The organism is Acinetobacter sp. TTH0-4, assembly GCF_015602665.1.
Lineage (GTDB): Bacteria > Pseudomonadota > Gammaproteobacteria > Pseudomonadales > Moraxellaceae > Acinetobacter > Acinetobacter albensis.
The window spans coordinates 2,478,366-2,504,584 of the sequence record NZ_CP059079.1; the positions used below are offsets into that span (position 1 = coordinate 2,478,366).

The 26,219-nt window shown below is 40.6% G+C and carries 27 protein-coding genes; 9 read left to right on the top strand and 18 right to left on the bottom strand.

The features are described 5' to 3' along the window. The first annotated feature begins 9 nt into the window (after window positions 1-9). Both H0S58_RS11560 and msrA read left to right on the top strand, forming a co-directional pair. On the top strand, window positions 10-462 hold the full coding sequence (locus tag H0S58_RS11560) for an META domain-containing protein (RefSeq protein WP_195726583.1): 453 nt from the start codon (window positions 10-12) through the stop codon (window positions 460-462). A 96-nt stretch (window positions 463-558) separates the two neighbouring features. After that, the gene (gene msrA, locus H0S58_RS11565; protein WP_195726584.1) at window positions 559-1,083 is read left to right on the top strand and encodes a peptide-methionine (S)-S-oxide reductase MsrA; all 525 of its coding nucleotides are present in this window, start codon (window positions 559-561) and stop codon (window positions 1,081-1,083) included. Between the two features lie 120 nt (window positions 1,084-1,203). Here the strand turns inward: msrA and H0S58_RS11570 are convergent, their stop codons facing one another. From H0S58_RS11570 to H0S58_RS11590, 5 genes are all read right to left on the bottom strand, one after another. Beyond that, complete coding sequence (locus tag H0S58_RS11570; RefSeq protein WP_053578809.1) at window positions 1,204-1,608, bottom strand: ExbD/TolR family protein; 405 nt, start codon at window positions 1,606-1,608, stop codon at window positions 1,204-1,206. Then, window positions 1,608-2,231 carry a MotA/TolQ/ExbB proton channel family protein gene (locus H0S58_RS11575; RefSeq protein ID WP_053578810.1) on the bottom strand — a complete coding sequence of 208 codons (624 nt, stop codon included), beginning with the start codon at window positions 2,229-2,231 and terminating at the stop codon, window positions 1,608-1,610. Before H0S58_RS11575 ends, H0S58_RS11570 begins: the two co-directional genes overlap by 1 nt. 20 nt (window positions 2,232-2,251) lie before the next feature. Next, a complete protein-coding gene (locus H0S58_RS11580) occupies window positions 2,252-3,025 on the bottom strand; it encodes a TonB family protein (RefSeq protein WP_053580262.1) in 774 nt (257 codons plus the stop codon). Between the two features lie 210 nt (window positions 3,026-3,235). After that, complete coding sequence (gene purU, locus H0S58_RS11585) at window positions 3,236-4,102, bottom strand: formyltetrahydrofolate deformylase (RefSeq protein WP_195726585.1); 867 nt, start codon at window positions 4,100-4,102, stop codon at window positions 3,236-3,238. A 78-nt stretch (window positions 4,103-4,180) separates the two neighbouring features. Further along, window positions 4,181-4,882, bottom strand: coding sequence for a TetR/AcrR family transcriptional regulator (locus H0S58_RS11590; protein WP_195726586.1), 702 nt, complete (start codon window positions 4,880-4,882; stop codon window positions 4,181-4,183). Window positions 4,883-4,998: 116 nt separating this feature from the next. Between H0S58_RS11590 and H0S58_RS11595 the strand changes: the two genes are divergently transcribed. From H0S58_RS11595 to H0S58_RS11610, 4 genes are all read left to right on the top strand, one after another. Then, a complete protein-coding gene (locus tag H0S58_RS11595; protein WP_195726587.1) occupies window positions 4,999-6,447 on the top strand; it encodes a coniferyl aldehyde dehydrogenase in 1,449 nt (482 codons plus the stop codon). Between the two features lie 159 nt (window positions 6,448-6,606). Then, window positions 6,607-6,843 carry a 50S ribosomal protein L28 gene (gene rpmB / locus H0S58_RS11600; protein WP_053578814.1) on the top strand — a complete coding sequence of 79 codons (237 nt, stop codon included), beginning with the start codon at window positions 6,607-6,609 and terminating at the stop codon, window positions 6,841-6,843. Window positions 6,844-6,855: 12 nt separating this feature from the next. Beyond that, complete coding sequence (gene rpmG, locus H0S58_RS11605; protein ID WP_001205031.1) at window positions 6,856-7,011, top strand: 50S ribosomal protein L33; 156 nt, start codon at window positions 6,856-6,858, stop codon at window positions 7,009-7,011. 139 nt (window positions 7,012-7,150) lie between these two features. Beyond that, window positions 7,151-8,869, top strand: a complete 1,719-nt coding sequence (locus H0S58_RS11610; protein ID WP_195726588.1) for a cation:proton antiporter — start codon at window positions 7,151-7,153, stop codon at window positions 8,867-8,869. A 47-nt stretch (window positions 8,870-8,916) separates the two neighbouring features. On the opposite strand, the gene H0S58_RS11615 is transcribed toward H0S58_RS11610, so the two are convergent. From H0S58_RS11615 to H0S58_RS11670, 12 genes are all read right to left on the bottom strand, one after another. Beyond that, window positions 8,917-9,195 carry a hypothetical protein gene (locus H0S58_RS11615; protein ID WP_053578816.1) on the bottom strand — a complete coding sequence of 93 codons (279 nt, stop codon included), beginning with the start codon at window positions 9,193-9,195 and terminating at the stop codon, window positions 8,917-8,919. A 103-nt stretch (window positions 9,196-9,298) separates the two neighbouring features. Beyond that, window positions 9,299-9,802, bottom strand: a complete 504-nt coding sequence (locus H0S58_RS11620; protein ID WP_053578817.1) for a DUF6586 family protein — start codon at window positions 9,800-9,802, stop codon at window positions 9,299-9,301. A 94-nt stretch (window positions 9,803-9,896) separates the two neighbouring features. Further along, entirely contained in the window at window positions 9,897-10,238 is a 342-nt protein-coding gene (locus tag H0S58_RS11625; protein WP_195726589.1) for an ASCH domain-containing protein, read from the bottom strand. Window positions 10,239-10,282: 44 nt separating this feature from the next. Then, window positions 10,283-10,561: an RNA recognition motif domain-containing protein gene (locus tag H0S58_RS11630; RefSeq protein ID WP_053578819.1), complete on the bottom strand. Its 279-nt coding sequence runs from the start codon at window positions 10,559-10,561 to the stop codon at window positions 10,283-10,285. Between the two features lie 96 nt (window positions 10,562-10,657). Continuing rightward, window positions 10,658-12,649: an ATP-dependent helicase gene (locus H0S58_RS11635; protein ID WP_195726590.1), complete on the bottom strand. Its 1,992-nt coding sequence runs from the start codon at window positions 12,647-12,649 to the stop codon at window positions 10,658-10,660. Window positions 12,650-12,984: 335 nt separating this feature from the next. Then, window positions 12,985-14,142, bottom strand: a complete 1,158-nt coding sequence (locus H0S58_RS11640; RefSeq protein WP_195726591.1) for a glycerate kinase — start codon at window positions 14,140-14,142, stop codon at window positions 12,985-12,987. Between the two features lie 65 nt (window positions 14,143-14,207). Then, on the bottom strand, window positions 14,208-14,963 hold the full coding sequence (locus tag H0S58_RS11645) for a hypothetical protein (protein ID WP_195726592.1): 756 nt from the start codon (window positions 14,961-14,963) through the stop codon (window positions 14,208-14,210). Between the two features lie 6 nt (window positions 14,964-14,969). Then, complete coding sequence (locus tag H0S58_RS11650; RefSeq protein ID WP_195726593.1) at window positions 14,970-15,770, bottom strand: NYN domain-containing protein; 801 nt, start codon at window positions 15,768-15,770, stop codon at window positions 14,970-14,972. A 93-nt stretch (window positions 15,771-15,863) separates the two neighbouring features. Beyond that, window positions 15,864-18,503, bottom strand: a complete 2,640-nt coding sequence (gene topA / locus H0S58_RS11655) for a type I DNA topoisomerase (protein WP_053578824.1) — start codon at window positions 18,501-18,503, stop codon at window positions 15,864-15,866. A 39-nt stretch (window positions 18,504-18,542) separates the two neighbouring features. Beyond that, window positions 18,543-18,992, bottom strand: a complete 450-nt coding sequence (locus H0S58_RS11660) for an ammonium transporter (protein WP_053578825.1) — start codon at window positions 18,990-18,992, stop codon at window positions 18,543-18,545. A gap of 70 nt (window positions 18,993-19,062) precedes the next feature. Beyond that, window positions 19,063-20,058, bottom strand: a complete 996-nt coding sequence (locus H0S58_RS11665; RefSeq protein WP_195726594.1) for a hypothetical protein — start codon at window positions 20,056-20,058, stop codon at window positions 19,063-19,065. Window positions 20,059-20,157: 99 nt separating this feature from the next. Further along, on the bottom strand, window positions 20,158-20,403 hold the full coding sequence (locus tag H0S58_RS11670; protein ID WP_053578827.1) for a SlyX family protein: 246 nt from the start codon (window positions 20,401-20,403) through the stop codon (window positions 20,158-20,160). A 33-nt stretch (window positions 20,404-20,436) separates the two neighbouring features. Here H0S58_RS11670 and H0S58_RS11675 point away from each other — a divergent pair, with 33 nt between their 5' ends. The 3 genes from H0S58_RS11675 (at window position 20,437) to H0S58_RS11685 (ending at window position 24,535) form a co-directional block, all read left to right on the top strand. Continuing rightward, a complete protein-coding gene (locus H0S58_RS11675) occupies window positions 20,437-22,344 on the top strand; it encodes an ATP-binding cassette domain-containing protein (RefSeq protein WP_195726595.1) in 1,908 nt (635 codons plus the stop codon). A 111-nt stretch (window positions 22,345-22,455) separates the two neighbouring features. After that, window positions 22,456-23,394 (top strand): lauroyl acyltransferase, encoded by a 939-nt coding sequence (locus H0S58_RS11680; RefSeq protein ID WP_195726596.1) that lies wholly within the window; start codon window positions 22,456-22,458, stop codon window positions 23,392-23,394. 34 nt (window positions 23,395-23,428) lie between these two features. Next, entirely contained in the window at window positions 23,429-24,535 is a 1,107-nt protein-coding gene (locus H0S58_RS11685) for a glycosyltransferase family 4 protein (protein WP_195726597.1), read from the top strand. A 475-nt stretch (window positions 24,536-25,010) separates the two neighbouring features. Here H0S58_RS11685 and H0S58_RS11690 read toward each other — a convergent pair whose 3' ends face one another. Further along, window positions 25,011-26,138 (bottom strand): endonuclease/exonuclease/phosphatase family protein, encoded by a 1,128-nt coding sequence (locus H0S58_RS11690; protein WP_053578831.1) that lies wholly within the window; start codon window positions 26,136-26,138, stop codon window positions 25,011-25,013. Between the last annotated feature and the right edge of the window lie 81 nt (window positions 26,139-26,219).

Genomic DNA, 26,219 nt, shown 5'->3' on the forward strand with positions numbered 1-26,219 from the left:
TATTTCAACATGTTAAACAGATTATTTGCACTGGGCTTATTGGGTAGCACACTGATATTTACAGGTTGTGAATCCATTCCCACATCGTCCTCTCATCTAGAAGCGTCTAATTTGATGCAACTCCAGAACCGAACATGGTTCATTACTCATGTGGGTAACAGTGAGGCGAAGATTATGCCAAATATGCCGAGTCTACAATTTGATGCAGCAACCAAACGTGTTACGGGATCAGATGGCTGTAATCGTCTTATGGGAAGTTATGAAGCTGGTCGAGATACTTTGGTTTTAAGTCAGATGGCTTCTACAAAGATGGCTTGCTTTAATGGCCATCCTGCATCACAAACTTTTAAAGATGCGCTCCCTAAAGTCGCCAATTATCAAGTTTTTGGTAAAACTCTAAAATTGCTTGATCGTCATGGAAACCCGCTGATTCAAATGCAAAGCAATGTATTAGCACAATAAAGTTTTAAATAGCTCCATTTTAACGATACACAACAAAACTTGTGGCTTACTGAATAATCGCTATATTAAAATAATAGATAAACAAAGGATACGACGATGCAACAAGCCTTATTCGGTGGTGGATGTTTTTGGTGTGTAGAAGCTATATTTTTACAACTTAAAGGTGTAGAAAACGTCGTCAGTGGATATGCTGGAGGTCATACTGAACAGCCCACTTATGATGATATTTGTCGTGGTGATACTCAACATGCAGAAGTCATTTTGATTGATTATGATGAAACTCAAATTAGCTTTATGCAGTTGCTTGATGTCTTTTTTACCACCCATGACCCGACCACACTTAACCGTCAGGGCAATGACGTCGGCACTCAATATCGTTCTGTCATTTATTATTTGAATGAACAGCAACAACAACAGGCACAAAACACAATTGAGGCGCTTCAGACAGAAGGACTCAATATTGTGACAGAACTCAGTCCTGCTCCAAAATTTTACCCTGCTGAAGACTATCATCAGAACTTCTTTGCCAAAAATCCATCCCAAGGCTACTGTAACTTTTCTATTCCCCCTAAACTAATGAAATTGCGCAGTAAATTTCAGGACTTATTGAAAGTTGAATAAAATTTTATTTTGGACAATCTATTGTGCAGAATTAAATGGTTTGAATATTAACTTACTCTCAAATTCAATATTTAAACATAAAAAAAGCGACCTATTCGGTCGCTTTTTTTCGCTCAGTTTTTAGTTATCACTGGCAAATGCAATATCGCTGAGCCCGGCTTCGCTCGCACGAGACATCACTTGTGCCACAGTGTCATAACGTGAATCTTTATCTGCTTTTAAAACGATAGTAGGCTGACGTTCTTCCTGACCCGCTTCCTTCAGTTTACTTTGCAACTCATCCAGTGTTAATACATGACCATCCCATGCAACATCACCACCTGCATTAATACTAATCGTCACACTTTTAGGCGGCAAATCAATAATATCGGCTGTAGTTTTTGGTAAAGTTAATGGAATTGATGGGTTTGCAACGGTGGCTGTCACCAAGAAGATGATCATCAATACCAACATAATATCGATGAGTGGAATGAGATTCATCTCATTCATACCTACATCGTTGTCTTCACCCAATTGAAAGCCCATTAAGCTTGACCTCCAACCAAATTCTCTGAAGTCGCTTTAGTGTTTACTTGAGCAGTTGAGCTGTCTTGTTGCAACATGGTATCAATCAGCAAGCTATGTGCTTGATCTTGCAATTCGTGCGCCAAACCACGGTTCACACGGGTACAAATATTATATGCCAGTACTGCAGGAATCGCGACTGCCAAACCTAAACCAGTCATAATTAAAGCCTCACCTACAGGTGTTGCGACTTGTGCCAAGCCAGCTTGACCACTTTTACCTACTGCAACCAAGGCATGAAAAATACCCCAAACTGTACCAAATAAACCCACAAATGGTGCAAGTGAAGCAATCGTACCCAAAACGGCTACACCTTTTTCAGCCTGCGATTTTTCGGCAGAAATTTGACGCAATAATGCTTGTTCTGCAACAGCCTTACGTTGCTCAAAATTTAATGGGCTAAATTTTGCTTTTAGTTTGCCTAAAGCTTGAGAAAGTTGAGCATAAGCTTGCTGCTTCAGTTGGCGAGTCCCCATTAAACGTAAAACGAAGATCGTCCATGTCATAATCGACATTGCCAATAATATGAAATACAGTGTTTTACTCACTGCATCAGCATGTTGCCAATAAACTGAAAAGTTCATACTCGAACTCCTAATAAATGTTAGCCGCGTGGATTCAATGTCAATTCAAATGGTTGGTCAGCACTAATTGGATAGGCCACGCCATTTTCTTTGTACGGTTTGAATTTGGAACTACGCACAGAGCGTAAAATCTTTTCATCTAAAGCAGGAAGACCACTTGAACGTGAAATACGGGTAGAGGTTATGACCCCTTTTTCATTCGCTTCAATATGTATCACCACAGTGCGTGTTTGACCGTCTAAATCTTTATTGTTGTAAGAAGGTTTTGGTGAACGACTCCATTGCACGCCTGAACCACCAATCGAAACACTTTTTGGCGATGGAGGTGCAGATGGCGTAACAGGAGCAGGTTCAGCTTTCGCCACGGCAACAGGTTTTGCCACTTTAGTTTCTGAAATCGTGGTCGTCACTGTCGATTTGACTGGGGCTTCTACTGGCTTAATCACTGGTTTGGGTGTTTCTGCTTTTTTAACTTGTTGAACCTTCTCAACCTTTTTCGGTGGTGGCGGAAGCTGCTTTTCAACAATTTTAACTTGTTTCACTTCTTTGGGCTTTGGCTCTTCTTTTTTGGGTTCAACTTTAGGCTTAGGCGGCAAAGGTTTTGGTGGTTCTTGAATTTTAACAAAACGAACCTTTAAAGGTTGTTTCTCAATCGGTTTTAATTCGGGGGTTTTCATGTTTCCAACCGCCCATAATACAGCCACATGTCCGACCACCACAGCCAAAAGTGCTGTGATTATTTTCTTCTTGATTGGATTGGGATTTGGCATATTTAGAGCTGGAGATGGACTCATTAAAATCATTTACCTAATTCAAGCGATTGTAAATCGAAACAGATTTAAACAATCAAACTCATCGGTTAGTACAATTAAAGCAACGCAATAATAAATGAGAAGTGTTTTCATTTGCAACTATTAATTGAAAACTTTTGATGCGTTTTTTGAATGTTACATAAAAAAGGCGTGCCATGAGCACACCTTTTAAATTGATTATTTAGGCAATTCTTATTGAAAAACAACTGTTTTGTTGCCGTCTACAATCACTCGATCTTCCAAATGCCATCTCACCGCCCGTGCCAAAACATTTCGCTCAACATCTTGTCCAAGCTCACGTAATTGATCAACAGTAAAATCATGATTCACACGTTCTACATCTTGTTCAATAATAGGACCTTGATCTAAATCTGCAGTGACATAATGAGCGGTTGCACCAATCAGCTTCACTCCTTTTTCATGCGCTTGTTTATAAGGGTTAGCACCCACAAAAGCAGGCAAGAAAGAGTGATGAATATTGATGATTTTCATTTCCCATTTAGAAACAAAGTCTTCGCTTAAGATTTGCATATAACGCGCAAGCACAAGTAAATCATTACCCTGCATAATCTCGTCAATTTTCGCGTAAGCTTCTTCCTTGTTGTCTTTATTGACAGGAACCACAATAAATGGAATACCAAAATTCTCTACCGATTCACGCAAATCTTCATGGTTTGAAACCACGGTGGTGATTTCACAAGGTAAACCACCACGCGAATGACGCCACAATAACTCAAGCAAAGCATGATCTACTTTTGAAACTAAAATGCCGACTTTTTTTACGTCACTGACCAATGCCAAACGCCACTGCATGTCATAACGTCCAGCCACATTGGCGGCAAAAGTCTGAGTCAGACTTTCTTTACGACTTTGCAGGCTATCCAACTCAAACTCAACACGCATAAAATAACGTCCACCCTGAGCTTCCGTTGCATATTGATCAAGTGCAGTAATATTGGCACCTTGATGATACAAAAAGCTGGATACAGCTTGCACGATTCCAGGTTTATCCTCGCAAGTAATCAGTAAACGTGCTGTGTTAGCAGTGGTCATATTCATGTTGGTTTATATCACTAATCAGTTAAATTGAAAATCAAGCCTAGCATTCTAACGCTTTTTGTAGGCTTTCTAAATAGCTTAGGGCGTATCGTGGTTTTTACTTGAAGATAAACTTTCAAAAAGTTCAGAAGATCCAAACGTTTCGAGCAAATGCTCATACGTTTGGCGACTCTCACCACGTAAATACGCCCCTTCAAGGAACACCATTTGACGCAAAGCTTGCCACACCCACTTTTCCTCCAAATGATTTGAATCGACAATATGACCAGACATATATAAAAAATTAGTCCAGTTGGTCAACACAATCCACAAATTGATAATCAAAGCTTCAATTTCAGAAGTGGTCATTTGCATGAGGCCAGCATCGACAAAAGCTTGATAAATTCTTTTGCCTTGCTGCATCACCTGACCAGCAAAACGTGGATACATTTTTCGAAAATCTTCATTACTTTCAACCAAATGATAGACATCTCGATGTAAAAAACGATAGGCCCACAGTTGACTGCTTAACACCTGAAAATAATGAATCTTGTCGTTGGCATCAAGCACTCGATCATCGGGCAAAGCCAGCATATCCAAGGTTTGTTGTTGATACTTTTCCATCAACTCTTTAATAATTTCGTTTTTATTGCGAAAGTGGTAATACAAATTTCCCGGACTCATATTCAATTCAGCGGCAATATGATTGGTCGTAACAGAACGTTCTCCACGCTCGTTAAAAAGCTGCAAACTGAGTTGCAAAATACGTTCTTTGGTTTTCAACGTTTTAGTTTGAGACATCCTAAAATAACCATTCATTCAGTGCATTAGAAGACTAACACATAAAGTAACTTGACTAATTAGAGCAATTACTCTAAAAATTAAACATAAATTGAAATTTGAAATGGTAGTGCGGCATGAACAGTCAAACAAAAACAACTTCATTGACACCACATTCTTATGATATTCAGCACCTACATGATGTGCTTGAACAGCAAAAGCACGCTTATTTACGCTATCCATTGCCAACCGCAAAAGAGCGTATTGACCGTTTGGCACGACTTAAGCGTATCTTAGTTAAGTATCAAGATCAATTTGCAGAGGCAATTAATCAAGACTACGGTAACCGTTCCACCAGTGAAACTAAAATTGGGGAATTACTCACCTGCCTTGAACACATCAAATATTATAGCAAGCATTTAACCACATGGATGAAACCCTCGAAACGTCACGTTTCAATCATTCATCAGCCAGCTAAAGCATGGGTGCAATATCAACCTTTAGGTGTGATCGGCATTATTACCCCATGGAACTATCCTTTATTACTCTCGATTGGCCCCCTGATTTGTGCTTTGGCGGCAGGCAACCATGCCATGATCAAAATTTCCAGTTCATCAGGAAACTTTGGTCGCATCCTTGAAAAAGCGCTCTCTGAAGCCTTTCCTCAAGAACTGGTTTCAGTGACCAATGGCGGTGGTGCGATGTCGGATGCCTTTTGTCGTTTGGCTTTTGACAAACTTATTTTCACAGGTTCAACCAATGTCGGTAAAACCGTCATGGCTGCTGCGGCAGAGAACCTCGTTCCACTGATCCTCGAACTTGGTGGAAAATCACCAGTATTAGTACATCCTTCTATTCATTTACGGGATGTTGCACAGCGTATTGCTGCAGGTAAACTGTGGAATGCAGGTCAAACCTGTGTGGCACCTGACTATATGTTCTTGCCTAAAGGTAAAACTGCCGAGTTCATTGAACACTTCCGCGAGTGTGTGGAAGAGATGTATCCCGACATTCTGCATAATCAAGACTACACCTCGATTATCAATGACCGCCAATACAACCGCTTGCAAGGTTATCTCGAAAATGCACGTGAGCATGGAGCGCAGGTGGTTGAGGTCAACCCAGCCCATGAAACCTTCTCCGATACACGTAAAGTGCCCCCTACACTGTTAACTGGGGTCACGCCTGACATGCGTATTATGCAAGAGGAAATCTTTGGGCCACTGCTGCCGATCATGGAATATGATCAAGTAGACGATGTTATCGAGTTTATTAATAGCCGTCCGCGTCCACTTGCATTATACTACTTCGACTTTGATCAGGCGCGTGCAGATTATGTTGCACAGCGTACTCATTCAGGGCATTTCGGACAAAACACGGTTTTGACCCATGTCGCACAAGACGATTTACCATTTGGTGGCGTTGGTGCATCAGGTATGGGGAAATATCATGGTCCAGAAGGTTTCTTCAGTTTGTCGCATGAACGGTCAGTGATGTCGAATCCCAAGTTATATAGCTTGAAATTCATTCTCCCACCGTTTAACAAACCAATTCACAAGTTGATTTCAAAGACCCTTCTTCGCTAAATGATCAAGGCATGACCTATCGCACGGGTTCATGCCTAGTTTTAATGAAAATCGCTTGTCTTTTAAGCGCATTTTTGGTATAAAACGCCCCTTGAATGATTTCATCCGTTTACTTAATAACTAGCGCACAATCGGTGCTGTCTAGCAATGGAGTTCACCATGTCTAAGGTTTGCCAAGTTACCGGCAAGCGTCCAGTCGTTGGAAACAACGTCTCGCACGCCAATAACAAAACCAAACGCCGGTTCGAGCCGAACCTGCATCACCACCGTTTCTGGTTAGAAACCGAAAAACGTTTCGTACGTCTTCGTCTAACCACTAAAGGTATGCGTATTATCGACAAATTGGGTATTGAAAAGGTTGTTGCTGACCTTCGTGCTCAAGGTCAAAAGATCTAAGGAGTCTGAACCATGCGTGATAAAATTCGTCTAGTTTCTTCAGCGGGTACAGGTTATTTCTATACCACCACTAAGAACAAACGTACTATGCCGGAAAAAATGGAAATCAAAAAATTTGATCCAAAAATCCGTCAACACGTAATTTTCAAAGAAGCTAAAATTAAATAATTTTGACTTCTTTAAAAAACGGCCTTTTGGGGTCGTTTTTTTTGCATTTTTTTTTGCCCAACTTGATAAACTTTAGATCAGTTTTGGCATTGTTTGTGCTTTTAAATTTTTACCCTTAACTAGACTTAAGGAGTGTTTAGTGCCTCATGACGTAGATCTTATTATTTTATTGGCTGTTGGCTTTGGATTAGCGCTTGTTTTTGGCTATATTGCGGCGCGCGCACGTCTTCCCCCTCTCATGGGCTATCTTATTGCCGGTATTATAATTAGTCCAAACACACCAGGTGTGGTGGGTGATATTCAACTTGCTAATCAATTGGCTGAACTTGGGGTGATGTTCCTCATGTTTGGTGTCGGTATGCATTTTTCTCTAAGCGATTTGATGCAAGTGCGTCGTATTGCTTTGCCGGGTGCAATTTTACAAATTGCGGTCGCCACCTTACTTGGAATTGGCGTTTCCATGATGTGGGGTTGGAGTTTCGGTTCTGCCTTGGTTTTTGGCTTGAGTCTCTCTTGTGCCAGTACCGTGGTTTTACTCAAGGCCTTGGGGGATCGGGGTTTACTCAATTCAGTGAACGGTAAAATTGCCGTAGGCTGGCTATTGGTTGAAGATTTGGTCATGGTGTTGGCTTTGGTTCTTTTACCTGCCACCGCCGTACTGCTGGGTGGAGTACCCATTGCAGGCTCGGATACTGATGCCAATATTTGGATGACTCTTGCACTTACTTTACTGAAAGTAGCAGGCTTTATTGCCTTTATGCTGATCATCGGGAAACGTTTAGTTCCATTTATCATGCAAATTGTGGCCCGCTTAGGCTCTCGCGAACTTTTTACCCTGACCGTCGTTGCCGCAGCAGTTTCGATTGCTTTTGGTGCCTATAAAGTTTTTGGCGTTTCCATGGCACTCGGTGCATTTTTTGCGGGCATGGTCGTTAAAGAATCTGATTTTAGCCATCGTGCAGAAGAAGAAACATTACCTTTGCGTGAGATTTTTTCAATCTTATTCTTTGTTTCCGTTGGAATGCTGTTTGATCCACGTATCTTATTCGACCAACCCATGCACGTTCTTGCCGTGGTTGGGATTATCATGGTCGGTAAAACCATTGCTGCAATGGCCTTGGTATTATTCTTCCGATATCCTATTAACACAGCATTAACCGTCGGTGCCAGTCTGGCACAGATTGGAGAATTTTCGTTTATTCTGGCCACGCTTGGTGTTTCGCTACAGCTTCTCTCTTTAGAAGGACAAAACCTAATTTTGGCAGGCGCCCTCATTTCAATTACGCTTAACTCGTTTATCTTTTCGGCTATCGAACCTGTTCAAAACTGGATACGTGAACGTTCTCGTTTAGCACGTTTATTAGAGCGTAGTGGTGATCCACTGGCGATGCTCCCAGATGATGTGTCACAGGACTACCTTCGCGACCAAGTGGTTATAGTGGGACATGGAGAAGTAGGACGACGCATTACCCGAACCTTAATGGCACAAGATATTAAGGTGGTCATTGCTGAAGAAAACCGTGACATTGTAGAGAGTCTGCGTACAAAAGGCATTGCTGCGGTTTCTGGACATGCGAGAGAACCCAGTGTATTGATTCAAGCGCATATTCAACATGCTCGGTTACTGGTTTTATCACCAATGGATATTTTAGATATTCATAAAATTGTCGATATCGCCAAAACATTAAACCCTCAAATTCAGGTTTTAGTGTGTGCAGAAAGCAAAGAGGAAGCCGAAGTGATTCGTCGTGATGGGATTGGAGAGGTTTACTTTGCCAAAGAAGAAATGGCGAAAAATATGACCAATCATATTTTGAATCAAATTCAGATTGCCCATCATCAAGAGCCAACCCATTAAATTTTGACATCAAAAAACGCACTCATGAGTGCGTTTTTTATGCAGAATCAACTTAAGTATTGCGGTTGGTCATCGACAATTTCTGCCTGCCATTCATTGACTTGTTTTTCCATTAAAGCCAATAAAGCTGCCTGAACCATATGTTGTGCAATCACGGGCATCTGGTCACCCAAAAGTGACTTTACTTCATCATTAAAATGAATTTTCACCAAGGGCTCTTTTGTCGAACCTGCATTTCGCAATGCCAACTCACCACCTTCAAGTTGAACCAATTCTAAAATGGCTTCTTGATTCCCAAATAATTCTTTCAATTGTTCTATAGACATAGTTCCTCCATGTTCAACATGGTGGCAAAGGGCTCATCCACTTTGCATTGCGTAGACTATTTATATCGGGTCAATACTCAAAACTTCAAGAGCATCATAACGATTAAAACTCCACCATTTCATTGCGAAAACCATCTATTAACTGCGTTAAATCGCGGTGCCATTCACGTAAAATTTTGGTGTCCGGTAACCACGCTTGTGGAGTTTGCGTCACTTTGATGATTAAGTTAGATGAAGTTTCATTCTCAGGCTCAGGTGTACTCGGTTCAGGTGCATACTGACACATACGATAAGCACGTTTGAGCTCTGCAAGAAAACCCTGTTTTGCCAACTGTTGCATCACTGCGACTTCTGGCGAAACCTGGCCTTTGTCTGCCATATGTTCTTCAATAGACTTTAAAGTGGGCGCGAGGTCATTTAAGCGATAATAGCGTACGAGTTCTTGTAAAAACGCTAAAGCTGCACCATGCAAATGAAATACTGCCGCTTCACGATGTGCCTGAGCTTGTTGAATATGCTCGGTTTGCTCGGCTTGCTGACAGGAAAGACGGGCAAAATACAACTTTTGATTGGTACGATCAGCATGAAAGCGAGCAACACGGGACATAGCGATATTCCTAAATTTTAGCGTTTTTTACGACTTAAGATTAAACATTATTTTGATCATTTCACAATATAAATTCTACATGATCCATTTCAATTCAATAGATTTTGCGCTTCGCACTCGCTTCAACATGGTTTTTGATGGGGAGAATATTACTCAGCTGCCAAGCAAAATAACCTTTGGCACAATCACTTGCACATTCAGCTCCAACTTCATGAGGCTGCAAAATGTGAACTGAGTCGACATCAATCAAAGCCAACGCGCCCTCCTGTTCTTCAGCCTCAGGATGATTTAAAAAGTTTTTATTTTCGATAATCAATAAATCTTTTACAGGGAGTTGTTCAGGTTGCCATGAGCGAAGCTCTAAAGTTTTCATAGCCTCTGCAATACGCCTAGCATTCGGTGCCACAATGGAGGGTGCGGAAAACTTTCTTTTCATTGTCATTCAGCCATAAAAAAAGGAGCCTACGCTCCTCTTTATCATTATTTCACTTCAGGTTTAATTTCAGCTTTATCTTCTGGTTTGTTTTCCGCCTGCTTTACGCGAATACCATGTCCATGCAAACGCAAGGTGTTTAAGCCTTTAATCGCTTTTACTGCTTCACGGCCATGCGGCATTTCGACAAAAGCAAAACCTTTCGATTTCCCTGTTGCTGTATCCAGTACCAACTTACATGATGACACTGTGCCAAAATCTTGAAATAATTTCAATAATTCAGCTTCTGTTACTGTACGTTCTAAACTACGAACTAAAATTTTCATTTCACAACCTTTAAATAGGCAAAATCATCAAAAAGCACTCGCCTACTCGACTTTTTGAACTTCGCAACAAAAACAAAATAACGCAATTGTGATAGTTTAATCGAGATCAATGCCAAAATCTAAATTAATCGACTGTCGTTCAATTAAAGCACTTTTTACTGTTTGCTGACGTTGTTTATAATGCGTTTCCGTTATGCACAATTGACGAGTTAAATCATTTAAGAAATAGCTTTCAATTTTACGACCTTGAGCATCGACCTGATCGCGCGCCCATAAGTTTAAGTTTTGTTTGGTTAAAATCAATTCATTTTGAGCTCGTGTTAACGCAACATACAGCACACGGCGCTCTTCTTCGACATCATCAAAATCACCCTGTGCCCGTGCATGTGGATATTGCCCAGCAGAAACATTGGCCACATAACACACTTTTTGTTCCGTACCTTTGGCTGAATGAATGGTAATGAGTGTGACCACATCATCTTGCTGTTGACGTTCTATTTCACTGATTGAGACTGGATCGAGTACATATTCTTCTAAGAACTCACTGAGCTGAGTATGCTTAGATGCCAATTGCTGCACCAGTTCAAAATCTCCCACACGTTTTGACCAATCTTTTTTGGCATAATTTTCTTCAAGTTGCTGTTTTAATGCGTCGATCCCCAAAGATACGCAAGCCTGTACTTGATCTTTTAGCACCAGCATTTGCTTCATAATGAGCAAAGTCTGATCTGGAATACGACCAAATTTGTCTAATTTTTCAAAAATCTGATCAATCTCAGATGCAAGTAGTAGCTGTTGCGCCAATTTACTGGCACCAACATCACCCACACCATTCCATAAGGTCAAAAAGCGCATCCAAGCAATATCATCCAATGGATTGGCAATAACGCGCAGTAAACTAAGCAAATCTTTGACATGCGCAGTTTCAAGTAATTTCATGCCACCAATAAAGCGATATGGGACATTGGCTTGAATAAATGCGGCTTCAATATGGCGTGCGGCAAAACTTGAACGTACCAACACCATGTGCTCATACCATGACGAACCTTGTAGTAAATGCCGCTCTTTTATATCGATAGCAATCCACTTGGCTTCATCAAATTCGTTTGGAAAAATATGCATGCGAGGTTTAACACCTTCCCCACGATACGCCTCTAAATGTTTATCATATTGAATCGCACTTTGATCAAGCAACCAGTTGGAAAGATCTAAAATTTCTTGAGTAGAACGGTAGTTTTTTTCCAGTTTAAAAATCTGTGCATCGGGCACACGTTGTTTAAAATGATGAATATTTTCAAAGTCTGCACCGCGAAAACCATAAATCGACTGTGCATCATCTCCCACACAAAATAGACTGGTTTTATCTTTTAACGGTTCAAGCAGTGCCCATTGCAAAGGATTGGTATCTTGCATCTCATCGACCAACATATGCTGACAGATAGAAGATACATAGTCGACCAAGCCTTCAGATTGTGCCAATGCTGAAGCAACCACTGCCAAAATATCATCATAATCAAGAAAGCTACGCGCCTGTTTGCGTGCTTCATATTCCTTCATGATGGCTGCAATTTGATCTTTATATTCTAAAAATTCTGGAATTTGTTTTTCTAAAGCCAAACTGAGTTTTTGTCGTGTATTGCGGGCAAATGAATAGACATCACACAGTTCTTTAGGCTTAGGCAGTGCATTGGGGTGGTTTTTATCATCCTTACCACGGATCAGACGGAACATCATCAACTGATCATCACGATCGATAATTGAGAATTGCTCTAAACCAAAAGCTTTGGGAATACGGCGTAAAAGATACATACAAAAGGTATGAAAAGTCGATGCGCGTAGGCCCTTGGCCTGTTCACCCAGTGCTAACTCTACTCGCGCCACAATTTCACTGGCTGAACGTCGGGTAAAAGTTAAAATTTGAATTTGATTGGCAGGAACGCCCTGATCAATCAGATAGGCTGCACGTGCCACAATGGTTTTAGTTTTACCACAACCTGCACCTGCAAGGACCAAACTATGTTTTGTTTCAGTTGTGGCAGCTTGCTTTTGTTGAGGGTTTAATTCATCAATCAGGGTGGCTAAACTCATGGTGTCTCATCGTACTCAGTCAGTGGATAGTCTAACAGAGCTACTCACAGAAAACTTCATCCGCATAAATGACCATATATTTTTACACCTTACAGCAGTGATTATTTAAAGCGCTTACTCCTCTAAACTCATGCTTAAGATGGCATAATTATCGTCTGTTAGATCGAGGAGATAAGGAATAAGCTTCAATTCAACAATCAATATTCTCCTGACTCAACTATGCTTTTCATCCTTCCTGAAAGCCCCAATTTGTCTGGGTAATTTATACCTTCGAAATCAGGTTTTGAAGATCAGCCATCCTCTGTAGATTTTTTAAATTTATTGCTTCATTCGAACTACACTAAATATTCATCCTCATTTCGCAAAATATTACTGAGGGTTTCCACGACTGCTTCTTCCAAATGCTTTGCCGCATTTTGCAACGCATTCACCAAAGTACAGTCTGGCGGATTAATACCTATAATCTGTGTAAACCCCACATCATAAAGTTCATCAATCCCGTCCCCGACTATGCCTGCAAAAACAATCACAGGTTTATTGAGTTGCTTGGCAACTTGTGCCACACCAAATGGCGTCTTTCCATATTGGGTTTGATGATCAATTTTGCCTTCACCCGTCAAAACATAATCTGCTTGTGCTATTTTTTCAGCCAATTTGGTCTGCTCAATCACCAGTTCTATGCCTGAACGAATGTGTGCGCCAGCAAAAACCATTAAGCCAAAGCCCAGTCCACCTGCTGCCCCAGCACCGGCAACATCTTTTAAATTTTTATTCATTTGAGTCGACACTAAATCAGCAAAATAACCAAGATTATCATCAAGCTGCTGCACCATTTCAGCGGTTGCACCTTTTTGCGGACCAAAGATAAAGGACGCACCATTTTCACCACAGAGTGGATTACTGACGTCACTGGCAATGATTATTTTAGTCTGTTGTAAACGTAGATCTAAACTTGATAAATCAATGCTTTTTATTTGCTTTAGATATGCAGCCCCCAGAGCAACCTGTTGATAATGGACATCTAAAAATCTCGCACCTAAAGCCTGTGCCATTCCTGCACCTGCATCATTGGTCACACTTCCACCCAAGCCTACAATAATTTTAGTCACACCGCAATCTAGTGCAGCTTTGATCATTTCGCCTGTACCGAAAGTGCTGGTGAACAAAGGATTACGCTGAGCCACATCAAGTAAATGAATACCATTGGCTTGTGCCATTTCAATTACGGCAGTTTTACCTTGATCAATTAAAGCAAAATAAGCTCGAATATGCTGCGAAGCTAAAGGCCCTGTCACCTTACATTGAACGGCTTGACCATTTGAAGCAGCAATAAAAGTATCCACAGTACCTTCACCCCCATCTGCCATGGGAACATGAATACAATGTGCATCAGGGAAAATTCTTGTGATTCCACGTTGCATAGCACTACAAGCTTGTTCAGCCGTCATACTTTCTTTAAAAGAGTCTGGTGCAAGAATAAAACGGAGCGGCATTAAAATATCTTTTATCCACAAATGAGGTTTAAATTGTGGATAAAATACACATTATCCACAAGCATTTATTTCCAACCTAGCTCAATGGCTGTCCTTTCATTAATTAAAGTTTGTGCTAAAGACTCTGGCATTTTACTTTTATCATTTGTCACAGGAATATGTCCTGCCATCAATTCAGCCTTGGCCTGAGGAAATAAAGGTTGCTGATTGGGATAGGCATAACCCACAGGATAAATAGGCTGACCTGTGCTGAGATTATATTTATCACTCGCGCCAAAAGCATGGAGTAACTCATGTACCACTACAATTTTATTCTGATCAGACTGTTTTTTCGATGCAAATAAATTCACTGAGCCAATTCGCCCCTTTTGTAAGGCAGTAGAATGCTTCAGTTGTTTATTCAATGCAGGATCATAGTAATTGAGAAACAAGGTTACACTGGGCGATCCATCTGCACGTTTATGCTGTTTCCATGCATAAAAACGGAATTTCAAACTCCATAAAATAGTATCAAGCAAATTTGCATTTTCAGGAACTTTTGGAGGAATTTGTTTCAGTTCACGCCCCATTTGAAAATAAAAAGAGATGGGTTGGCTGCGATATTGAGTCGACATTTGTTTCAAATACGCTTGCGCATCGGTCAACTCATGTTCTGATAATTGTTGAATATAATTTTGAGTCAGCGCTTGTCCATCCGCATTAATAGGATGTAACAGTACAAAAATAGGTTGGTTCCAATCTTGATTCTGGTCGCGCCACGTATTGACCGCAACAATCAATAAGATCATGAGTAAGCACAGTATTCGAATTTTTTTCCACATTTGAGTTTAACTCTGTTTTTTCATTTTTTTTAAATACATCTGGCTCATCTCAACTTTTGTTTCAAAGAGATTAAGCGTTTTTATTAAACCTGATAATTTTGCCCTTCCATAATTTCGTGAATCAAAATCTGGTTTTACAGCACTAATATACTTACCTACCATACTAAGATTAGCCCACCCACTATCATCCGCATTATCTTTTACAGCTTTATAAATTAAGTTTAATGTCGCCCGATCAATTGATTCACTAATATCAGTATTCTCCTTTAAATTAAGATTTTTTTTATTTTCCAAAATCTTATCTGAAATTAATATTTTTTTTGGAGGATTATTTGTTAATTCCTCATCTTCTTGTTTAAGATCCATCTCTGTAATTAAATTTTCGATTGAAATGAATTTATCACAAGCTTTTTTAAATGGTTCTGGCGTTGTTTTTCGGCCAAAACCATACACGATTAAACCATTTTCACGAACTCGAGATGCCAAAGGTGTAAAATCACTATCGCTTGATACAATACAAAAACCATCTAAAGCACCAGCATATAATAGATCCATCGCATCAATGATTAAGATCATATCGGTAGCATCTTTACCTTTGGTATAAGCAAATTGCTGCACTGGCGTGATTGCATGCGGTAGCAAGACATCTCTCCAGCTTTTTAGGGTTTCACTACTCCAATCACCATAAACACGTTTAACACTGGCAATGCCATATTTGGCCACTTCTTCAAGTATAGAAGAAATGGCATGAATAGAAGAATTATCCGCATCAATTAAGACAGCAAATTTTTTGGTTTGAATATCCATTTACTTACCCGAATCATTATTTTTATCATGATCAAAAATGATTGTGACATAAAAAATGCCGACTTTCGTCAGCATTTTTCAAAGTTTTAAAGCTTAAGCTTCAACCCATTTTCCATCTTGGTACACCAGTGACCATTTGGTTTGTTTACCTTCAGCATTTTCAGACCCAATATATTGCACTTGGTTTTTACGGCTAAATTTTACCAAGGTTGGATTACCTTCCGGATCTACATCAGGTGCTTTTAAAATAAATTGATATTTTGGATCAAGCTGCTCGGCTACAGTACGCAGTTCAGCAACTTTAGGCGCGCGAGTTTCACGGACTTTCGGGAATTTACTCGCTGCCAAGAATAAGCCAGCGGCTCCATCACGGAGTACAAAAAAATCATCATGCTTGGTTGAACGCAAATGTTCCATTTTAATCGGATCGACCCGTGGTGGCGCAGGTTGACCACTTTTCAGGACTTTACGTGTGTTATCACAGCTTGTGCAGGCAAAATAAGGACCAAAACGACCGGTTTTTAACTGCATTTCACCGTCACATTTGTCACATGGAATGCTTGGGCCATCATAGCCTTTAATTTTGAACTCGCCTTCTTCAAGCTCAAAACCTGAACAATCTGGATTATTGCCACAGACATGTAATTTTCGACCACCATCAATCACATAACTGTCCATTGCCGTTTCACAAATTGGACAACGTTTTTTCGACATCAAATCTGCGGTTTCAGCAGCATCATCATCAGACAGAGCAGCAAGCGATTCGACTGGCGTCAGATTTAAAGTTCCTTTACAGCGTTCTTTGGGTGGTAAGTTGTAACCAGAACATCCCAAGAACACCCCAGTTGTACCTGTACGAATTTGCATCGCACGTTCACATTCTGGACAATGTACTGTTTCCACTTCTATAGGCAAATTACGGCGCATACCGTTTTCACCCTGTGCGGTGGTCAAGCGTTTTTTAAAATCACCGTAGAAATTATCGAGCAATTCTTTCCAGTTACGATCACCCATCGCCACTTTATCGAGCTGACCTTCAAGATCGGCTGTAAAAGCATAATTCATTAAATTGTTAAAATTTTCATCGAGGCGATCTGTTACGATTTCACCCATCTTCTCTGCAAAGAGACGACGGTTATCTAGCTTCACATAACCGCGATCTTGAATGGTAGAGATAATTGCAGCATACGTCGAAGGACGGCCAATGCCTTTTTTCTCTAATTCTTTCACCAAAGATGCTTCGGTAAAACGAGCAGGCGGTTTAGTGAAGTGTTGAGAAGGATCAATTTTTTCAAGTTTAAGTATTTCACCGACTTTGACCGCAGGAAGTAAAATATCATCATCTGCTTTGTTGGCAGCACGTACACGAGTAAAGCCATCAAACACCAAGGTACGACCTTTGGCCTTAAGTTCTACCCCATTGGCATCGACCAAAATCGTCGAAGATAAATATTCTGCTGATGTCATTTGACATGCAACAAACTGACGCCAAATCAAATCATACAAACGCTGAGCATCACGATCCACACCTACTAATTGATCACCTTTTAGCGCGACATTAGAGGGACGAATCGCTTCATGAGCTTCTTGTGCACCAGCTTTGTTGCCATAACGAGTAGGTTTGGCAGGTAAATATTTTTTCCCGAACTCAGATTCAATATGATCACGTACCATGCTGACCGCATCATCACTTAAAAAGGTCGAGTCAGTACGCATATAAGTAATAAAACCTGCTTCATACAACCGTTGTGCCATCGTCATGGTTTTCTTTACAGAAAAACCTAAACGCGTGCTGGCTGCTTGTTGCAAAGTCGAGGTGATATAAGGCGCACTTGGGTTGACCTTGGTCGGTTTATCTTCACGCGCGGATACTTTATATTCAGCATCCTTTAAAATGTCTAACAAAGCATCCGTTTGTGCTTTATTTTGTAACTTTAAGGTTTTACCACCTTGTTTAACGGCTTCTAGCCGAATGTCATACTTTGCTGATTTGGTATCTGCAAAAACTTGCCAATATTCTTCTGGAATAAACGCACGAATTTCACGCTCACGCTCTACCACCAATTTCACGGCAACCGACTGAACACGCCCTGCAGATAAACCACGGGCAATTTTTTCCCACAGCAAAGGTGAAATCATAAAACCGACAATACGATCTAAGAAGCGACGTGCTTGTTGGGCATTGACCTTATCGATATCTAAGCGTGAAGGTTGTTTAAAGGCTTCTTGAATCGCATTTTTAGTAATTTCGTTAAAGACCACACGCTGATAACGTGAATCATCACCGCCGATCACTTCTTTTAAATGCCAAGCAATGGCTTCCCCTTCACGGTCCATATCCGTTGCGAGGTAGACTTCATCGACTTGCGATGCCAGTTTTTTCAGTTCAGCAACCACATGCTCCTTACCTGGAAGCACTTCATAATGCGCTTTCCAATCGTGTTCAGGGTCGACGCCCATTCGATTGACTAAAGCCATTTGTGATTTTTCAGCTTTCTGCGCCTCAGTTAATTTGGCACGAGAGACTGGTTTTTTTTCTGTACTTCTCGAAGCACCTGTAGGCAAATCACGAACATGACCCACTGATGATTTTACAATGTAATCTGGGCCCAAATATTTATTGATTGTTTTCGCTTTTGCAGGCGACTCCACAATCACTAAGGCACGCTTTTTTGCAGCACTTGAGGATTTGGCTGTGGTGCTTTTAGATGTGGACTGAGGAGCATTCGCCATAGTTAACCATTATTCCTGTGTACTAAATATGTATATAAATTAAAGTTCAGCCAAAGACTGCAAATAGGTTTTAATCTCATCCAACTGTGTCGCTCGAAGGTCAGATTCTTCATCCCAATAGAGTCCTACACAGTTTGCCTGCATATCAATAGCATAAATGCCCTTTAAAGTAATCGGCAAATTGTTAAATTTATCATCGCCCTGCACTAGCTTTAGCTGCTGATTTTCAACACGTGCACGCATTAAGGCAAGCCGTCCCTCAGGAATGATCACACTATAATAGGCCACCATACTGGCACGACTTTCAGTTGCCATTGGAATTTTGGTCCAATCAGGTGCTGCAACTAAACGGGGATGCAACCCAATCTTACGTGCTTTCTCTCGCATCAGTCCCAAGGCTTTTTCTCGCGGACTCACGCGTAGGCCAAAAATTGAACCCAAGACAAAGATCACGATCAGAACAGTAACCCAAATTCCAGTATTTTCCATAGTACAACCTTTTTATGCCTTTATTAGAGTTGCATAAGCTGAATATAAAACGCAAGTTAACACGATCAAATTAATTTAAGAACATTTCATGGCTATACGAGATTTCACTACCATTCCAATAAATATAACCTTTTTCAATCAACTCTTTAAGTAACAATCGAACATCGGATTTTGGAAACATTTGTTCCAATAAATCCCGTAAAGCATAAATATCAGTCGGTTTATTTGATTTTAATTCACGCAGTTTACGTGCGACCACCACTTGAACAGGATCAATTTTAGAAAAATTTTTATATAAATCCTGTTGTACGTCCTGTAGATGGGTGGACGACTCTCCCTCTGCATGAAGCGACAGTTTTTTTGCAATTGAAGCATCTTTAGATTGGTTATTTTGGCTGACTATATTCTGCTGATTTTGACTTAAATGGAGTTCTATCCACTGTTTTAAGACTTTTTTACGAAAGTGAATCTGCTCACCGTCATGTTTCACAATTTTGAGATTGGTTAATAAGCCAACCAAATTTTGAGCATGCTCATTGTCTATCTGCAACGTATTCATAAGCGAATTTTTAAGCTGATGAAGAGCATTCGGTTTGCCTTTCATTTTATGCAAAGCATCACAATATTTTTTAACCAAGCATAAATCGGGTTTTTGTTGAATGCTGGCAATACTTGGCATTTTATTTTTTTGCTTTACAAGGGTTTCAGCTTGAACCTGTATGAGCTGACAATCAATCTGCGATGATTGCATCATTTCAACTAAAATTTCACTACTCGGCATCGCAGAAATCACTTCGACCATTGATTCTGGTTCTAACAAGGCAATAAGCTGACCAACCACAACGGCATATTCGAATTCTTTATGTTCAACTTCAGCCGTTTCCAAAATCACCACTTGTCCACTTGTGACCCAACTTGCAAACTCAGTCATTTCTTCAAGTGCGTACTCAAACTTTCCTGCACAATTAAATAAATAGATCACAGCATAGTGTTGAATAATGTCTCGCAGCAGTTGTGCATTTGCCATATTCTTTTCAAGATCAAGCAGAACGACTTTGTTGGTCATAATTTCACTAGCAATAAATAAAGGAAACTTTCAGCGCGCATTAGAACGAGCTTGACCGAAAAGGTCAAATCAATTCAACCAATGAATGCTAAAATTTACTTAATAATGAGGGGGACGATCCGCCAAAGGGTCAAAAGTCGCAATTCCATCAGATAAATCTGCAGATTCGATTCGCTGATACAAAAACTGCATTTGTTTTTTTAAATCAGCAATTTCCACACTTTGACGACTGACTTGTTCATTCAGTTGTTCAACTAAATCATCTAAAAATGTAATTCGGACTTGCAAATCTTCTATGGGTGCGGAAAATGACGCCTGTTCATTAAGATTTTTTTGTTTAGTCATTTTAAGTCCTCATTTGGGATTTCAGGAAACAGTATGGCCTATATTACGTTAAGGGATGTCCAACTCGCATTTGGCGGACCGTCCCTGCTCGACGGCGCGACCTTTAATTTGGAACGCGGTGAACGAGTGTGTTTGATTGGCCGTAACGGTGAAGGTAAGTCTACTTTACTTAAACTCATTGAGGGAAGTTTACTGCCAGATCGTGGTGAAGTTTCTATTCAAAATGGCATCACCATTTCCATGCTGGCGCAAGATGTACCGATGGATTCGGGTAAAGTGGCCGATATTGTGGCCGATGGTGCGGGTGAAGCAGCGACTGTGCTTAAAGCCTATCATGAAGCCAGTGATGCCTGCGTGCTCGGTGATATGGAAGCCTGTGACCGCATGGGCAACCTGCAACACAAGCTCGATCAAGTCGATGGCTGGGCTTTAGAAAATAAGGTTAACTCTATTTTAAGCAAAATGGGGCTTGATCCAGATGCTGATTTAGCCGATTTATCAGGTGGTCGTAAGCGTCGTGTATTGCTTGCACGTGCTTTACTGACTCAACCCGATGTTTTGTTACTCGACGAGCCCACCAATCATTTGGACGTAGAAAGTATCGAATGGTTGGAAAAATTTCTGCTTGATCAGAATAATCTGACACTTTTATTTATCTCGCATGACCGTTCATTTGTTGACAGCATTGCCACACGTATTGTTGAACTTGATCGTGGTACTTTACGCAGCTATGAAGGTAACTATTCACGCTATCTGGAATTAAAAGCGCAGCAAATGGAAGCCGAAGAAAAGCAAAATGCTTTATTTGATAAACGTTTAGCTGAAGAAGAGGTCTGGATTCGTCAAGGCATTAAAGCACGTCGTACTCGTAATGAAGGGCGTGTACGTGCATTAAAAGATTTACGTGAAGAGTCAAGAGCGCGTCGTTCACAGCAAGGCAAAGTGAGCATGGCGACTCAAGATGCCAATCGTTCAGGTAAATTGGTCTTTGATATTGAAAATCTGAGTGTTGCTTTTGGCGACCAAGAGCCGATTATCAAAGATTTTTCTGCATTGGTACTTCGTGGCGACCGTATTGGTTTAGTCGGTGACAATGGCGTGGGTAAAACCACATTAATTAAAGCCATTTTGGGTGAACTTGAACATGGCGGTACTGTGAAAACAGGTACGCAGCTTGAAGTCGCTTATTTTGACCAATTGCGTAATGCACTGGATCTGGAAAAATCGGTTAAAGACAACATTTCTGAAGGTTCAGACTTTGTTGATGTCAACGGTGGTCGCCGTCATATTTACAGCTATCTTCAAGACTTCTTATTCTCCCCTGAACGTGCACGCACACCGGTCAAAGCTTTATCGGGTGGTGAACGCAATCGTATTCTTCTTGCAAAATTATTGCTTAAACCATCGAATTTAATTGTCATGGATGAGCCAACCAATGACTTGGATATGGTGACTTTAGAGCTATTAGAAGAAATGCTCGGTGGTTACAAAGGTACTTTACTTTTAATCTCACATGACCGTGCGTTTATGGACAATGTGGTGACCTCAACTTGGGTTTTTGATGGTAAAGGCCATATCGATGAATATATTGGGGGTTATCAGGATTATTTAGAACAACGTCCTGATCAAACTGCGGTTGATCAAAAGAGTGATGTAAAAAAAGCCTTGGCCAAAGCTGAAGCAGCCGCTGCCGCAGCGGCACCGAAAAAAGTCAAACTCAGCTATAAAGATCAGCGTGCTTTAGAGCAATTACCTGCTGAAATGGAAGCTTTAGAGAAAGAACAAGTAGATATCAATGCAAAACTTGCTGATGGTACTTTATTTGTTTCAGACAATGCTCAAGCCATGCAACTTTCCGCACGTTTGAGCGCAATCGATGAGGCGCTTTTAGAAAAACTTGAGCGCTGGGATGAATTAGAAAAGTTAACGCAAGGTCATTAATTGATCTCTTTAAACTGGGCATCTGTAGAAATATCTACAGATGCCTTTTTATTTTGAAAATAGGTTCATGTACACTGCATGAATGTCTGCCTAAGGTCACAGCATTTTAAAATGAGTAAAACGCCCAAATATCAGCCTGGTGAATTTCAATGGTCTTTTTTGTTGCCACAATATTGGGGCATCTGGATTGGGATTGTCTTTTTGATGATATTGGCCATTTTACCTTGGGCACTGCAACATCGTCTGGCTTCGGCATTAGGTAATATTGCATTTAAATATTTCAAATCACGTCGCAAAACGGCTATTCGGAATCTAGAGTTGTGCTTTCCAGAATGGACAAATGAGCAAGTTCAGGCAAACACCCGACAGGTTTTCATCGATCAAATGATCGGCATTTTTGAAACTTTAAATGCGTGGTACTCTCCAGAATGGTTTAAGAGTCGTGTCAGTATTCAAGGATTGGAACATTTACAAAATGCGCAAGCAGGAGGCCAAGGCGTTTTACTGATCGGACTTCATTCGACCTTACTTGATGCAGGTGGCTACTTATGTGCACAGTATTTTGATCCTGATATTGTCTATCGTCCACAAAACAATCCATTATTAGACATGCTGATTTATCGTTGTCGCGCCAGCATTTATGCCCATCAAATTGACCATGATGATATGCGTGGTTTGGTACGACATTTAAAAAATGGACGCGCGATTTGGTATAGTCCAGACCAGGATTTCGGTTTAAAACAAGGAGTCATGGCACCATTTTTTGGTGTTCCTGCCGCGACCGTAACGGCACATCGGCGTTTACTCAAAATGTCTAAAGCAGTCGCCATTCCTTTGTATTTTTATCGTCATGGAGATATCAGAAATCCGCAATATTCAGTGTTGCTTCAACCTGCGTTAGACAATATGCCCAGCGATAATGAATTACAGGATGCGATAAGAACCAATCAGTTTTTTGAACAACATTTGAGAATTGCCCCAACACAATATATGTGGTTTCACCGTCGCTTTAAAACCCGTCCTGAAGGCTACGACAAGATTTATAAATAGATTACTTCCCCACCCAGCTTGAAGAGAACTTTTCATGAAAATTATGCAACTTCTTCCTGAATTAAACAGTGGCGGCGTTGAACGTGGCACACTCGAAATTGCACGCGCATTGGTGGATGCAGGACATGAGTCGTTGGTGGTTTCAAATGGAGGACGGATGGTATCTCAACTTGAAGCTGAGGGTTCACAACACTTCACTTTGGCCATTCATAAAAAATCTATAACGAGTCTTTGGCAAATTCGCCCCTTACGCAGACTCATTGAACAGCATCAACCCGATATTGTGCATGTTCGTTCACGCGTACCGGCTTGGTTGACCCATTTTGCGCTCAAAGGAATACCTTCAGCTCAACGTCCACATTTGGTCTCTACGGTTCATGGTTTTTATTCGATTAATCGTTATAGCGCCATCATGACGCAAGCTGAAAAAGTCATCGCAGTCTCGGACAGTGTAGTGAAATATATCACTGATCATTACAAAAACTGCCCACCTGAAGATATCGTGCGAATTTATCGGGGTATTTCACCTCAGGAGTTTCCGCATGGCTATCAACCTTCTGCGCAGTGGCTTGGACAAACCTTTCAATCCTTTCCTGAACTGGAAAATAAGTTTTTAGTCTGTCTCCCTGGGCGGATTACGCGCTTAAAAGGACATGAAACACTGATTGAACTGATGCAGCAACTCCACACGCAATATCCGAACGTACATGCGGTGGTGGTCGGCGGTGCAGATGCAAAAAAACAGACATATTTAGATGAACTAGAAAATACTATTCAAGCGACAGGCCTAAGAGAAAACATAACCTTTGTGGGACATCGTTCAGATATTCGAGAATGGTTGTCTTTGAGTGATGTAGTACTTTCTCTTTCGAATCAGGCAGAAACTTTTGGTCGAACGGCGTTAGAAGCACTCTCGGTAGGAACCCCAGTGATAGGTTGGAACCGTGGGGGTGTAGCTGAAATTTTATCACAGCTCTATCCACAAGGCTTGATTACCATCAATGACCAAGTTTCACTTTTAAATACGTTGCAACAGCATATTGAGCAGCCCCAAAAAGTGCAGCCTGTTAGCATTTTCAGTTTAAAAGCAATGTGTAACCAAACCTTAGAGCTCTATCAATCTTTATTAAACAAAAAATAAATTCAATATGTTGTCGTATTTTTTCGAATAATCATTGATGGAAAAGATTGATTAAAACAGTGCCAATAAATCGTCTTTATCTTACCTGTATGTCTTATGGCTATACATTCACAAGCACGAAACCAGCTATTTAAAACTCAAAAGTACGACACTTAAGAATCAAAGTTTTTGTTTAAGTTGTTTTAGTCTCATTATTTTTAGGAAATTCTAAAAAATTAAAACCCGAGTTCTGCTTCCTGCAAAACTCGGGTTAATAAGGTTGTGCTTTCAAATCTTATATTTATTGTGCAATTTGCTATCCATCGCTGCATCATATCCATGATGACTATCCACTTTCAGCATCGTCTTCCTTAAGGGGATTTTCCGTTCCCAACTCCTTGGCTGATGAGTTTAGATTAAATGAATGAGCTCAAAATCACTATTCGCAAACGGCCTAAATCACTGTAAGCCATTTCGTACATTAATCCAGCGAAGCCTAAGAAATTTTTGTAGCTCCTTGATAATCTTGAATGATTGGGTCAGTTAATCTTTTTTCTTCTCTTTCTGCTTTTTCAATCCCTTCCTGAATGGCCTCTTGTGCTTCTTGTTCATCTGCATCCGTTTGTTCTAGAGGTTGTTGCACCTGTTCAAAAACACGTCCAGTTTGTAACACAACGTGCACTGGAAAATGATCGGATCCCATATGGGGTAACCGCTCCATCTTCACCAAAGCAAAATCTGTACTGTGAAAAACATGATCTAAAGACCAACGTAATAGCGGATAATCGGCATGGAACGTATTGACATAACGTCGTCCTACACGCGGATCTAACAGACCGCTAATGCGTTGAAAAAGACGCGTGGTTCGTGACCACGCCACATCATTTAAATCACCCATCACAATACAGCTTTCATCTAAATCTTTAATCTGATCACCGACAATCAGTAGTTCAGCATCACGCAAGGTCGAATCTTTGGCTTCTGTTGGACTAGGAGGTTTTGGATGCAAGCAATACAACTGTACAGGTTGTCCTGATCGTAAGATCACCGTAGTATGAATTGAGGGAATTTCATCACTTAAAATAAATTTCACTTCAGTATCTTTGAGCTCTAAACGACTATATAAATGCATACCGTATAGGTTATCTAGTGGTACAGGCACACGATAGGGATAATCCTGCTCAATCACAGACAATTCATTCTGCCAACGCTGATCTGTTTCCAAGGTAAGAACCAAATCTGGCTGATATTTTTGAATTTCCTGAATTAATAGATGATATTTTTGATTAGGGGTCAGTACATTTGAAACCATTAATGAGATTTGCTGATCTGGATTAAACTGACTTTTACGTACATGTTTTACCTGCTTTTTCCAAATAAACGTATAAGGCAAAACCATTTTGAGTTGATACGCAAGCGCAGCAATCAAGCCAATCAAAGTAAGTTCACGCCAAAGATCCCACGGCTGATCCCAGACCAGTAATAAAACGAAAGCAACAATACCCAAAACCAAAATTTGTAAGCGTGGAAAGTCAGCACCGCGAAACCACCATTCATCACGTGGAATGAGAGACCAAAAAGTCAACCAAATGACAATAACTGCAATTATTTCCACCCAGACCATAAAGCCCTACTCTCTTGTATCTTCTATTTTTTGTATTATGTAACAACATTATCAATTTTGTATGTAACATAAACAAGATAT

Coding starts and splice junctions, on each gene's coding strand:
- H0S58_RS11560 (WP_195726583.1), top strand. CDS start 10: ATGTTAAACAGATTATTTGCACTGGGCTTATTGGGTAGCACACTGATA.
- msrA (WP_195726584.1), top strand. CDS start 559: ATGCAACAAGCCTTATTCGGTGGTGGATGTTTTTGGTGTGTAGAAGCT.
- H0S58_RS11570 (WP_053578809.1), bottom strand. CDS start 1,608: ATGGGCTTTCAATTGGGTGAAGACAACGATGTAGGTATGAATGAGATG.
- H0S58_RS11575 (WP_053578810.1), bottom strand. CDS start 2,231: ATGAACTTTTCAGTTTATTGGCAACATGCTGATGCAGTGAGTAAAACA.
- H0S58_RS11580 (WP_053580262.1), bottom strand. CDS start 3,025: ATGAGTCCATCTCCAGCTCTAAATATGCCAAATCCCAATCCAATCAAG.
- purU (WP_195726585.1), bottom strand. CDS start 4,102: ATGAATATGACCACTGCTAACACAGCACGTTTACTGATTACTTGCGAG.
- H0S58_RS11590 (WP_195726586.1), bottom strand. CDS start 4,882: ATGTCTCAAACTAAAACGTTGAAAACCAAAGAACGTATTTTGCAACTC.
- H0S58_RS11595 (WP_195726587.1), top strand. CDS start 4,999: ATGAACAGTCAAACAAAAACAACTTCATTGACACCACATTCTTATGAT.
- rpmB (WP_053578814.1), top strand. CDS start 6,607: ATGTCTAAGGTTTGCCAAGTTACCGGCAAGCGTCCAGTCGTTGGAAAC.
- rpmG (WP_001205031.1), top strand. CDS start 6,856: ATGCGTGATAAAATTCGTCTAGTTTCTTCAGCGGGTACAGGTTATTTC.
- H0S58_RS11615 (WP_053578816.1), bottom strand. CDS start 9,195: ATGTCTATAGAACAATTGAAAGAATTATTTGGGAATCAAGAAGCCATT.
- H0S58_RS11620 (WP_053578817.1), bottom strand. CDS start 9,802: ATGTCCCGTGTTGCTCGCTTTCATGCTGATCGTACCAATCAAAAGTTG.
- H0S58_RS11625 (WP_195726589.1), bottom strand. CDS start 10,238: ATGAAAAGAAAGTTTTCCGCACCCTCCATTGTGGCACCGAATGCTAGG.
- H0S58_RS11630 (WP_053578819.1), bottom strand. CDS start 10,561: ATGAAAATTTTAGTTCGTAGTTTAGAACGTACAGTAACAGAAGCTGAA.
- H0S58_RS11635 (WP_195726590.1), bottom strand. CDS start 12,649: ATGAGTTTAGCCACCCTGATTGATGAATTAAACCCTCAACAAAAGCAA.
- H0S58_RS11640 (WP_195726591.1), bottom strand. CDS start 14,142: ATGCCGCTCCGTTTTATTCTTGCACCAGACTCTTTTAAAGAAAGTATG.
- H0S58_RS11645 (WP_195726592.1), bottom strand. CDS start 14,963: ATGTGGAAAAAAATTCGAATACTGTGCTTACTCATGATCTTATTGATT.
- H0S58_RS11650 (WP_195726593.1), bottom strand. CDS start 15,770: ATGGATATTCAAACCAAAAAATTTGCTGTCTTAATTGATGCGGATAAT.
- topA (WP_053578824.1), bottom strand. CDS start 18,503: ATGGCGAATGCTCCTCAGTCCACATCTAAAAGCACCACAGCCAAATCC.
- H0S58_RS11660 (WP_053578825.1), bottom strand. CDS start 18,992: ATGGAAAATACTGGAATTTGGGTTACTGTTCTGATCGTGATCTTTGTC.
- H0S58_RS11665 (WP_195726594.1), bottom strand. CDS start 20,058: ATGACCAACAAAGTCGTTCTGCTTGATCTTGAAAAGAATATGGCAAAT.
- H0S58_RS11670 (WP_053578827.1), bottom strand. CDS start 20,403: ATGACTAAACAAAAAAATCTTAATGAACAGGCGTCATTTTCCGCACCC.
- H0S58_RS11675 (WP_195726595.1), top strand. CDS start 20,437: ATGGCCTATATTACGTTAAGGGATGTCCAACTCGCATTTGGCGGACCG.
- H0S58_RS11680 (WP_195726596.1), top strand. CDS start 22,456: ATGAGTAAAACGCCCAAATATCAGCCTGGTGAATTTCAATGGTCTTTT.
- H0S58_RS11685 (WP_195726597.1), top strand. CDS start 23,429: ATGAAAATTATGCAACTTCTTCCTGAATTAAACAGTGGCGGCGTTGAA.
- H0S58_RS11690 (WP_053578831.1), bottom strand. CDS start 26,138: ATGGTCTGGGTGGAAATAATTGCAGTTATTGTCATTTGGTTGACTTTT.